Consider the following 11658-nt stretch of genomic DNA (forward strand, 5'->3'; position numbering starts at 1 on the left):
CAGCACGGCGCCAAGGAACAGGGCGATAGTTGAGATACGCGGTGTCATGGCCTAGTCCAGGAGCAAGTGGCGGGCAAGCCCTTCAATGTAGTGTTCGTCCTGGCCGTTGGGGTGGGCTTCGAACGCCAGGTGCAGGTATTCATGAGTCAGGTCGAGCCGATCCTGCAGGGTGAGCACGCCGCGCACATAGATGCGCTGGCGCTCACGGTCCACGTACGGGCGTCCGTACCCCAGGCGGCATACGGCGAAAGTGCTGATTTCGTTGTAGCCCACTTCGCTATCCAGCGTAGGCCGCCACTGACGGCGCTGGTTCATCAGCCAGGTTTTGGCTGCGGGCAGCGTTTCGCAGGATGCCACGGGATTGTCCCAACGACTGAGGCTCGCACGGGGGTAAGCACGTTGCAGGATAGTGTCGTAGCGCAGGCCGCTATCAGCCTGCTGCACCGCCTGGGCCCAGGACAGCTTGTCCGGCCCCGGCGTGTCGGAGTGATAGGTGACCGGGCTGCCGGCCAGCACCAGGTCGCTGGTCCAGGCGACCATACGACGAGCATCTTCACTGGCCGCGCGCGGCGCTACCCGCTGGCGACTGCTGCTGTCCTCGATGCTCAGGCAGTCGCCAGTGCGCCCGGCGTTCTGCAAGAGGTAGGTACGAATCGCCACCGCCAACGCTTTTGCGGCTTCCGCTGGCTGGCTCTTCGCTTCGCGCTGTAGCACCCGGGCTACGTACTCTTCGCGATCCAGCCGGGCGACCAGCCGTGGTTCGCCATTGCCATGTTGCAGGTAGAGGTCGCCGCTGCTGTCGATGTCCAGGTCATTGCCGTTGCTGAAGACGGCTCGGTAATGCCCCTGCAGCACTCCGTCAGGGGCTGGACTGCCGCTAGCGGCAAGCACGCTTTTGAGGGGGTAACGGGCAAACAGCTCAACCTCCACGCAACGCCCAGCATCCAGGGGCCAAGGCGCGGGCAGGAAGCCACCGAGCACATCGGCGTAATGGCGAAGGACCATCTGGCTGGTGCCCGGCCCCCCGCCCCACACGGGCGTGCCATCCTGCAACCACCCGGCAAAGCCACCCTGCCGCGCCTTGGCGTCGCCATCGGCCAGCCAGCTCCAGGTCTTGACCCGCAAGCGCCCACCGAGGCTGCCCACTGCCTGGCCATCGCCAGCATCGAGCACCACATCCAGCAACAACTGCCTGGCCTGCTGCTGGGCCGGCAACGTGCGCAGGCTGTCGAGCAACTGGGCGACCGGCACCCGGGTCTGCGGTTGCAGCTGGGCAATGTCGGCCAGCCAGGCGGGTGCGTTGCGCGCCTGCCAGTAGCTGCGCCATTGGGACGGGTCTATGTGCAAGCGCGCGGGGGCGAAGTACAGCCCACAGGAGTGCACCAACGCCTGGTCCCGCGCGATGCTCCCGCCTGGCGTGCAGCAATAGACCTCGTCGCGATCCTGGCCTTGGCAGTCGTAGGCCGCCTCGTGCCGGTCGGTGTCCACCAGCCAGGCGTAGACAAACAGTTTCCACAGGCTGCCCAGCGGGGTCTGCAGGTCGCCGGCCAACGGCTCGCGGCTGACGAGCTGGGTACGGTTGAACTGCACCAGTTCATAGCCCTGCCCATTCAACCAGGCCAGGCGCAACGGTGCCTCTCCTGCCTGCGACATCAGCGAGCACAGGCACAGCAGCATCCCTATATAGAAGCGCATCACTTGACCGTGACCTGCCCAAGCGCCGCTTTCTTCTCTTCAGCCTTGTGCTGGGGTGCGTATAACTGGGTGTAGCGCACCGGCGGCAGGTTGAACTGACCCTTCTGCGAGAAGCGCACCAGGTGGCGGAAACGCAGCTCACCGCTGAGGCTATCCACGGCAATACCGTAGGCCAGTTGCCCCGGCTCGAAGCGTGCTTTTTCCAGTGGCGCGGCATCGGCAGCGCCCTGCCCCGTCAGCTTGATACCCCAGGTGGTGCGCTCGACGTCGGCACCCGGCGGCAGCGGCACTTCGAGCATGCCGTAGCGCAGCGGCTGGCCCTTGGTGCTGATGGTGATCTCGTCCAGGTACAGGCTGTCGCTGGCCAACGGTTTGTCGCCAACGGTTTCCAGCTTGAAAGTGAACGCTTCGTCGCCTGGCACCAGCCGCAGCAGGCGACGCTTGACCACCACGGGCAGGTCGTCAGGCGTGGCCTGCTTGCTGTTGTAGGTCAACAGCGCACGCACGGGCCGCTCACTGGTGCCGCTCAAGCTGAGCGCGGTCGGCACCGCCTTGCCCTGCCACTGCCAGAATGCGCTACCGGTGGTGCCCTGCCCTGCGTGCCAGTCCGCACCGGGTGCCAGCGAGCTGCCCTTGGGCGCCTGGGCCAGGGCATTCTGCAGCCAGGTCAGCGCCAGCGCGCGCTCCAGGGTGGACTGCTGCGGCAGCAGACGCTGCAGCAAGTCACGCGCCTGGTCGGCATTGATCGGTTTCAGCGACAGGTCGAGTGCCACGGCGAACGGCTGGCCGCTGGTGGCCACGCGCTGGCGGGCATCCTCCAGTTGGCGAGTGAAGGCTTCAGGTTGGCTGACCTTGTTCTGCTGCGCCAGGGCGGCGGTCAGCACGCGCGCGCTGGCCAGGCCCAGGGCCGAGTCGGGCGCGCCCATGACGACGCTGTCCTCACCGTCATCGAGCAGGCTGGCATTGGCCCCCGGGCCGGCCTTGGCCAGCTCGTCCATCAGGCCGCTGACCAAGGTGTTGACCGGCAACTGCATTTCCCGGGCGAACGACAGGATCAGCGCCCGTTGCAGCAACGGCGTGGTCGCGGCCTGCTTGCCATACACGTCCATCACTCGCTGCCAGTGGTCTGGCGGCAGGCTCAGGCCCAACGCCTTGCTGGCGTGCCAGTCGGCATAGTAGGCGTATGCCGTGAGGAAGGCGTCCGGTGCCAGGTCCTCGCCCCACCAGGTGAACGCCGCTTCCGGGCCGGCCATCTGGATCAGGCGCAGGCGGCTGTTCTGCAGGATCAGGCGCAAGCGGTCACGCACGCTGGTGTCAGCAGTCAACGATGGATAGGCGATGCTCAACGGCAACAGCTGGCTGGCCGTTTGCTCCACCCCACCCCACGGGTATTCGAGCAGGTCGTCGAGGCTGGCGCGGAACAGCGCCTGCGGGCTGTCATCCAGGCGCAGGCGCAGGTTGCTGGCATCCAGTGGCAGGGTCAGCGGGATATCCCCGGCGCTGACGTCCAGTGCCTGGGTGTGCACGGTCTGCCAACCGTCGGCGACGGTATCGATGCGCACTGCCAGGGCATCCTGGGTCTTGCCCTCCTGCTGCAGTTCAGCGCTCAAATCGGCGCTGCCGGCTTGGCCGGTGTTGCCCAAGGCGGGTAGCGGGATGTAGTTGATGCCTTTGTTGAGCGTGAGCGGCAGGCGCTGCTCCTGGCCGAAGGCGTGCACCAGCAAGTCAGCCTTCACCGGCTGCTCGGCTGCGCTGAAGGCAAACAGGCCCAGGTCGGGATGGTCGCCGGCGCGGAAACGGGTTGGCCCGCTCCATTTCAGGTACAGCGGTTTTTCCGAGCGCACGAACTGCTGCCGCTGGCCCACCTGGCCATCGTCGGCAATCGCCCGCGCGGTGATGCGCCAGCGGGTCAGCGAGTCAGGCATGCGGAAGGTGAAGCGCGCGTGGCCGTTGGCGTCGGTGACCAGTTCCGGCTGCCAGGCAGCCGTGTCGACGTCTTCGCGACGGGGCCGTTCCAGCACCTTCACGCCGCGCTCGCTGCGGTTGGCCTTGCCGGGCGCTGCCGGGCTGCCGGGCAAGGCGACGTCGTAGCTTATAAAGGACAGGCTGGCACTGGTGCGTACATTGTTGCGCCGTGGGTGGTAGAAGAACTGGTCGATGCCGGGGGCGATCTCCGGTTGCAGCGCATAGACCATTTCATCCACGACGCTGACCGTCAGGTGCGCGGGAATCGGCTTGCCAACGTACTGGGTGCCCAGGTCGACCGTCACGGTGTCGCCCGGCTGGTACTGTTCCTTGTCGGTGGCAATGGCGATGTCGATCTGCGGCGCGACTACCTTGATGCCGGCGTTCTGGAAGCTGTATTCGCCGCCCTTGGTGTAGAGCACCGAGAACGTCAGGTTGGGGGCGAAGGTGTCCTTCACCGGGATGTGCACGCGGTACTGGGTGGGGCTGATGGTGTCGACCTTCAGCCAGTCGCCGCCCTTGGTGAGCAGCGCCGTGGCCTCGACCTTGTCGCGCTCCAGCGACAGCAGGGCATCGCTGACCGGCTCGGGGAAGGTGACCAGCGCCAGCGCTTCGTCGCCTGCCTTGTACTCGGCCTTGTCGAGAACGATCTCCACAGTGCCCGGCACGGCCTTGACGCCGTCGCCGGTCACCGAATGGCCAGTGGCGCCGAGGATGCGCTGGTGCTCGTCGACCAGGCTGAGGTTGTAGGTGCCCGGGCGATCGAAGGCCAGGCTGAAGCCATTGTCACCCGCCGCCAGCTTGCTGCCGCCGGTAGTCTGGTCTTCCAGACGCACCCAGGTATAGGCCGAAGGTTTGATGGGCGTAGGCTGTTCGCTGTGGTAGCTGAAGGCAACTTTGTCGCCCACCGCGCTGAACCGCTCGGGCGCGGCAAGCTGGTACTGGGCCGCGCCACGCTCGATGAGGATTTCCTTGGTGGTCTTGACCCGGTAGGCGGCACCGTCGCTGGCGAACACGGTGAGCATGTAGCGGCTGGGCTTCTCGGCCGCAGGTAACTCAATGCTGGCGTAGCCCTTGGCGTCGGTGGTCAGTTCGGTGCTGGTCAGCTCCACCGGGAACTGGCCCAGGTACTGCAGTTCGTTTTCCACCATGGACAACTGCTGGGCCCGCAGGCTGAGGGTCAGGCGTGCGTTGGCCACCGGCTTGCCGTCGGGGTACATCAACAGCAGCTTGCCTTTCACGGGTTCGTTGGTGCGGAAGTCCTGCTTGGCCAGGTCGAGGGAAATCTCGAAGTGCGGCTTGATGTACTCGGCGACCCGGAAGGCGCTGCTGTAAGTCTGGTCGCGGTAGGTGAACCGCAGCTCGTAGCCGCCGGCGACGGCATTGTCCGGCAGTTGGAAACGGCCCTGGGTGCCGGCCTTGCCATCCAGGTTCAAGTCCATGCCTTGCAGGGTGGTGCCAGCGGCGTCGATCACGCTGACGTGCACCGCCCCGGCGGCCGGCGATACCGAATCGCGAGCGTTCTTGAATTCGCGGCCAACGATTTTCATCGACACCCAATCACCCGGCCGGTACAGCGGCCGGTCGGTGAAGGCATACAGCTTGGTGTCGTAGATCTCGCTGTCGTAATAGAAGTTCTCGGAGACGAACACCCCGCCCTCGGCATCCTCGCCGATCACGTAGGAACGCTCGGGGCTGGCGTGCTTGAGCCGCAGCAGGCCATCGGCATCGGTCTCGCCACTGCTCATTACGCCCAAGCCGTCAGTCCACAGCACCTTGACCTTGGGCACCGAGCTGCCTTCGTGCTTGCGCGCGGCCCACACCAGCAGCTCATCACCGGCAATCTTGCTGACCGCCACGGTGTTGGAGACGAACACCACGGTGGTGGCGCGGTATTTACCGATCAGCGCCTCCACCAGGTACAGCCCCGGCTTCAGCTTGCCCAGCGGAATATAGACGTTGCCCGGGGCGACGCTGATGAACTCGCTGGACGAGCCAGCCAGGTCGACACCCTTGGGCGGCTGGATCGGCTTGGCCTGCCACAGCGGATAGCGGAACTGGGTGACCAGCGGCAGGCCGGGAATTGGCGCGTACTGCGGTTGGGCATCGTATTGGGTGGGCGCAGCAATCACGTTGCCCATCTTCAGTTCCGGCACCTGGTCGGTGACTTCCTTGCGCGACTCGTAGGTGAAGGCACGCTGCATCACCCGCCGCGACTTGCGGTACCAGTTGTCCCACAGGTAGGCCAGGGTGTTGGACAGGCCCTCCCCTTTGAATTGGCCCTCGCTGGCAACCCGGTGCAGATTCTTCTGGCGCTTGAGAAACTCCAGCGGCTGGTCGATACGGTACACACGGATGTCGGCGCCGCCGTAGGGCTCCATGCGAAACCGGCGGTAGTCGCGGCCGGGGGCTTCGAGGCGGACCATGGCCTGCTCGTCGGTGGCGAAGCTGCTGTCGGCCAGCAGGAAGAAGCTTTCACCGGCCAGCGGCGCGTAGTCGCTGGCCGGCACCGAGTCGTCGGCCTGCACCAGGCCAACGGGCGCCAGCAGGCACAACAGCCACAGGCACAGGCGCACCACCAGGGCAGCCCTCATCGGAGGAAATTGAGCCGATACACACCGATGAAATTCGGGTTGGCTGCGTCGGGTATCCATCGGGTGTCCTTCCATGTCATGAGTTGCTGCACGCTTGCCGAGCGCATGCCGTTGTCGGTGGGGGTGGTGGTGCCGGTGTGATAGGCGATGTTGCGGCCCATCCAGATCATCAGGTGCTGGTCGTCACCCTGGTCGAAGAACATCAGGTCGCCGGGACGCGCCTGATTCAGGTCGCGCCCTACCAGGTGGCTGTTGAACTGGATCAGCTTGATGGCGTTGACGTAGGGCCCGACCTTGCCGCCGCCCTGCTGCCACTGCTGCGCCAAAGCGCGCTGGGCGTCGGTGAGCGCCAGCTCGGGCGGCAGGTAGCGGTTGGACAGGCCGTTGGCGCGCAGCCACTTGTCGTCATGGACCTTCAGCGCCTCGTTGGCGGCGAAGCGCACCAGGCCGGCACAGTCCTGTTGGTACCAACGCGGGCTGGGGCCCTGGACCAGTTGTTCCTGGGCAATGCGCACGAACCAGGCGCGAAACACCTGGCTCTGCTGGGCATCCAGCCCAGGCGTGGGCGCGGCCAGCAACCGGGTGCTGAACAACAGCGCCAGCAGGGCCAGGCCGATGGTTTTCACAGGGCGCGCCATTGCAGGGGCAGCCATTGCCAATGGCCGTCGGGCTCGCTGCCCTTGGGCAGGGTCAGGGCATATTTGCCGTAGCCAGCGAGCTTCTGCAGCTTGGGCACCAGGTGGGTCTGGGCGGCGTTGCGGAACACCGGCTCCATGTCCTGGGGCAGGCTGTCGAAGGTCTCCTGCTGCATCAGCTGCGCCAGGGAATCGGGGCCCAGGTAGACGGACATCAGCGCATCCTTGGGGGCGATGTCGGCCAGCGGCGCGACGTGCTTGTCCAGGGCACCCATGGCCTTGTCCACCAACTGGTCGTCGAGGGAGAACAGCAGCGTCGAACCATGCCGTGCCAGGCTGACCTTGAAGAAGCCCTTGCCGGTGATGCTGTCAGGTTTTTCGGCATCACGGTTGCGGTACTGGCCGAAGTTGGAACTGACCTGGCGTTGCCACTGGTGCCCCTGGGGCGGCGTCTGCTCGCTGACCGGGAACTGGCCACCGGGCACCTTGCTTTCCCAGGCGCCCACCATGCCGCCGAACAGGGTGCCCAGGTTGGCGTCGAGCTTGCTGCCGTCCGCCGTGTCGAGGCCGGCGACCAGCAACGGTGTGTACAGGTGCGAGTCGGGGTACCAGCACAGGCCGGCCGCCCCGGTCATGTGCCCGGTCAGTGCCTTGGCGGTCTGCTCGTTAGCCCCCAGTTTCACCAGCAACGGCTGCTGGGCTTCGGCGGCCAGGGGCAACGCCACGCAAGCACTGGCACCCACGGGCATGGCTTGCCAGATAGGGTTGAAGTCGAGGTCCGGGGCGTTGTCGGTCTCGTCCAAAGCCAGGTAGCTGTGCCAACCCTTGTCGTCCATCTCCAGGCGAACGCCGGCAAACGTGGGGATAAAGCGCTGGTAGCCCATGGCAAGCACGCTTGAGTTGATCGCGATGCGCTGCTTGAGCCCGGCCTCCATGGGTTGCAGGCCAAAGGCCTCGGGGAACAGCTGGTTGCCGCTGAGCAACGCCGCCAGGGCCTGGCTGGACACCGCCCCCGGGGCGACGTCGCCATTGGCGTCATGGTCATAGAGCTTGTCCGGATTGGACAGCACCACCAGCTTGTCGCCACGGGAGGCGAACAACAGCGACTTGCTGGCGTTGTAGGCCAGGCGATAGAGCGGCACTGTTTCGCCACCCACCTTGAGCTCGCCGGCCTTGCTCAACTGCTGGTCATCCAGGGCCACGTGGGCCAGCGGTTCGAGCACCTTGGCCAGGCCACCACGGTCCATCACCAACAGGAAGTCCTTGAGCCGGCCATCGGCGCCGCGCCACAAGGCGACGTCGGCCGGCTGGTCGAACAGGGCCTCGATAAGGTTGTCCTGCAGCTTGAGGTCATGCTCGTAGATGATGCGCCGCAGGCTGCCGATCAAGCCCAGGCGGTCGCCATGGGTCTCGTAATAGAAGACGAAGTCCTCGGTCAGTGTTTCGCGCAGGAACGGCACGCTGAGCAGGTCGCGGGGCAACTGGCTGAGCGAGCGGGTTTCCAGCAGCGCGTCCGGGCGGCTGAGGCCGAACTGGTCCATGGCCAGCGCCATGGCCGGCAGCTTGGGCTTGTGCAGGTACCAGCCCAGGCCGCCCGCGACGGCGGCCACCAGGCACAGGCCGACGGCAAGCAACAGGTTGCGGCGCTTGCCGGTGGAGGGTGCCGGGGTGGCGGCTGGTACAGCTGTCGTTTCGCTCATGTTCGCAAAGCCCGATTCATCCATGCGGTGCAGGGTTCAATAAGTGAAGGTCTTGACCAGCAGCAGGTCGCCGATGGCACGCAAGGGCACGATGAAGCTCTCGCGCTTTTCGTTGACGGTGTTTTCGTTGAGCACCAGGTTGATCTCCGAGGTGATGACCTCGTTCTGGTTGGCGTGCTCCTCAAAGTTATAGCCACCATTACTGTAGTTGCCCCAGTAGTTGACGTAGACCAGATAGGTGCCGTGCATCGGCGCGGTCATGGTGAACATCTCCGGCCCCGGGCCGTCGACGCTGTCGGTGTCCAGGCCACCACCGTTGCTGAGCACCGGGTTGGCGTAGAAGGCATGCTGGCCGTCGGGGGTGATGATGTGCAGGTCGAGCTCGGCCTTGGGGTCGTCCCAGGCCAGGAAGATACGAATGCGCGCTGGCGTGCGCTGGTCGTTGGCTTCGTAGAATTGCACGCGCTTGAGCGACTTGCCTTCGCTGCTGCGCACCTCGACACTGTTGGAACCGGCGCCGAAGGCGTAGGGCCGGGCGAAGCGACCATCGTCGTCGGTGTACAGGCTCAGGGCGTTGCCATTCACCGCCAGCGTGTGAGGCTGGCGCTGCGCCGAGGTGGCCTTGATCTGGCCCTCGATCATGCTGCGGTTGCGCTGGATGCCACGGTCGATGGGCGGCGTGGGATACGCCACGCGCGGGTTCTCGGTGCGGTCGAGCAGGCCGAAGTAACGCCAGCCTCCCGTGGGGCCATCAAGCGTGGCCGAGGTGTCAGCCAGGGTGGCGGACGCCCAGAACACGGCGCTCAGCCCGATAAGAAATCGCATGTGTGCTTCCTGCAATGCGTGGTGGTGGGTGTCAGGTCCGGCGACACTTTTTATGGCCCGTTTTCAGGGCGCGCGAAGAGTAGCGGCTCGCCCCTGGTTTAACAATCGGCCACAGCGTGGAAATGTCGACCAGTGCTCACCGGCCTGGCAGTATCCGCTTGCCCTGGCGGCTGCCGATGGCACTGGCCTGCCCGTCCCGCTGCTTGCCGGTACGCGCCTCGCTGATCAGCCCTGGTATCAATACCCCTTCCGGCAAGTGCTTCCAGAACCGGCTGGGCAGGTGCCCCTGCATGGCGCGGGTGTTGAGCCGCGCCGGGTTGAAGATGTGGCTGTAATAGGTCAGCCACAACTCACCGTGGGGGTCTTCCACCTGTTGCGCCAGCTGTTGCCAGGCTGGCGGGCACTGGCGCTGGTAATGCAAAGCCTCTCCATCGTAGTACACGCCGTCGCGCGGCGTGGCGATCAACCAGCGGTGGCGCCCCATGCGGCCGATGAAGTGCGCACTGGCGCTTTCCAGGATGTCATGGGCCGGCTCGTGCCACGCCACGTATTCGGGTTGGCCGGCATTCTCGGTTGCAGCGGGCAGCGCCACGAAGCGCACGAAGGCATGCAGGTGATGCGCTTCGCGCGAGACCTGCTTGATGCGCCGGTGCAACTCACTGCCCAGCCTGTCCCCCGGCAGCATGGCCGTGCGGTCGCCATGGCTGACCCGCCACAACACCTCGTACAACAGGCTCCAGCGCTGCTTGCCACGGTAGCGCGCGGCGGTTTCCAACTGTTCGGCCAGGGCCAGCGGCACCCGCGCCTGGAATGGGCCGGGCGATGCCGGCAGCTCCCGATCAGAGGCAAACAGGTCCGCGACCTCCCAGCTGACCTCGCTGGGGTCTACCTGATGGCTCAGCAGCCAGCGCGCCTGCTGGCGCCAGGTGGCGAACAGGTCGTCGCAGTCGAGGGTGATCATCCCCACAACCCCATCTGCTGCGGCGCTGGCCGGTCGCGCAGTTGTTCGCGCAGGGCCAGGCTGCTGCTTTCCGCCTGGTGCGGGTGGTAGTCACTGGTGATCAGGAACGGCTTGGCCTTGGCCAGCACGCAGCGCAGGCGCGTCAAGTCTTCATAGCGAATGCGCCGTTGCCGGCGAAGCTCCACCAGCCGCTGGGTGGTGCGAATGCCGATGCCGGGAATGCGCGCGATCAGCGCAGGCTCTGCGCGATTGAGGTCGAGGGGGAACACATCGCGGTGCTCCAGCGCCCAGGCCAGCTTGGGGTCGATGTCCAGCGCCAGGTGGCCCGGCCCCTGGAACAGTTCCCCGGCCTTGAAGCCGTAGCCGCGCAGGAGGAAGTCGGCCTGGTACAGGCGGTGCTCGCGCATCAGTGGCGGCGCCGCCAGCGGCACGCTCTTGGGGCTGTTGGGGATGGGGCTGAACGCGGAGTAGTAGACGCGCTTGAGCTTGAAGTTGCCGTACAGGCTTTCGGCACTGTGCAGGATGGTGCTGTCGTCGGTGTCGTCGGCGCCGACGATCATCTGCGTGCTCTGCCCTGCCGGCGCGAAGCTGGGCGCCTTGGGCTCGTTGGCCACGGCTTCGCGGCCCACGTGGATGGTATTCATGGCCTGGCGAATGGAGACCACCTGTTTCTCCGGCGCCAGGGTCTGCAGGCTGGCGTCGGTAGGCAGTTCGATATTGACGCTGAGGCGGTCGGCGTAGCGCCCGGCCTCCTCGATCAGCAGCGGGTCGGCCTCGGGAATGGTCTTGAGGTGGATGTAGCCACGGAACTGGTGCTCCTCGCGCAGCAGCTTGGCCACGCGGATCAGCTGTTCCATGGTGTAGTCCGCCGAACGGATGATGCCCGAGCTCAGGAACAGCCCGCTGATGCAATTGCGTTTGTAGAAGTCCAGGGTCAGGGTCACCACCTCCTCCGGCGTGAAGCGTGCGCGGGGCACGTCGCTGGAGCGGCGGTTGACGCAGTATTGGCAGTCGAACAGGCAGAAGTTGGTCAGCAGGATTTTCAGCAGCGACACGCAACGGCCATCGGGCGTGTAGCTGTGGCAGATGCCCATGCCGTCGGTGGCGCCCAGCCCGGCCTTGCCTTCGGAGCTGCGCTTGGGCGCAGCACTGCTGGCGCAGGACGCGTCATACTTGGCGGCGTCGGCGAGGATGCTGAGTTTCTCGATCAGCTGCATGGGGCTTTTTCTCTGCACTGGTTTTATATACAGTAAAACGAGAGCCGCCTGTTCACAAGCCCGTTG

General features: G+C 65.6%; 8 protein-coding genes (1 of these 8 running past the window's edge). All 8 read right to left on the reverse strand.

Annotated elements, in window-relative coordinates; all coding sequences use genetic code 11:
* Positions 1-48, reverse strand: the start of a protein-coding gene (locus AC0J42_RS27515) for a YfaP family protein (protein ID WP_473004618.1). It extends 768 nt beyond the left edge of the window; only the first 48 of its 816 coding nucleotides appear in the window; it begins with the start codon at positions 46-48; its stop codon lies off the left edge, out of view.
* 3 nt (positions 49-51) lie between these two features.
* Positions 52-1695: a DUF2300 domain-containing protein gene (locus tag AC0J42_RS27520; RefSeq protein ID WP_473004619.1), complete on the reverse strand. Its 1644-nt coding sequence runs from the start codon at positions 1693-1695 to the stop codon at positions 52-54.
* Complete coding sequence (locus AC0J42_RS27525; protein WP_473004620.1) at positions 1695-6254, reverse strand: alpha-2-macroglobulin family protein; 4560 nt, start codon at positions 6252-6254, stop codon at positions 1695-1697. The genes AC0J42_RS27520 and AC0J42_RS27525 overlap by 1 nt, the downstream gene beginning before the upstream one ends.
* Positions 6251-6892, reverse strand: coding sequence for a DUF1175 domain-containing protein (locus AC0J42_RS27530; protein ID WP_416427479.1), 642 nt, complete (start codon positions 6890-6892; stop codon positions 6251-6253). The genes AC0J42_RS27525 and AC0J42_RS27530 overlap by 4 nt, the downstream gene beginning before the upstream one ends.
* Complete coding sequence (locus AC0J42_RS27535; protein ID WP_473004621.1) at positions 6877-8589, reverse strand: DUF2138 domain-containing protein; 1713 nt, start codon at positions 8587-8589, stop codon at positions 6877-6879. The genes AC0J42_RS27530 and AC0J42_RS27535 overlap by 16 nt, the downstream gene beginning before the upstream one ends.
* Positions 8590-8625: 36 nt before the next feature.
* Positions 8626-9414, reverse strand: coding sequence for a YfaP family protein (locus tag AC0J42_RS27540; RefSeq protein ID WP_416427088.1), 789 nt, complete (start codon positions 9412-9414; stop codon positions 8626-8628).
* Between the two features lie 136 nt (positions 9415-9550).
* Positions 9551-10375, reverse strand: a complete 825-nt coding sequence (locus tag AC0J42_RS27545; protein ID WP_473004622.1) for a TIGR03915 family putative DNA repair protein — start codon at positions 10373-10375, stop codon at positions 9551-9553.
* A complete protein-coding gene (locus tag AC0J42_RS27550; protein WP_416427090.1) occupies positions 10372-11592 on the reverse strand; it encodes a putative DNA modification/repair radical SAM protein in 1221 nt (406 codons plus the stop codon). The genes AC0J42_RS27545 and AC0J42_RS27550 overlap by 4 nt, the downstream gene beginning before the upstream one ends.
* Positions 11593-11658 lie beyond the last annotated feature (66 nt).

The sequence above is a fragment of the Pseudomonas sp. Tav-5-1A genome (assembly GCF_055755055.1).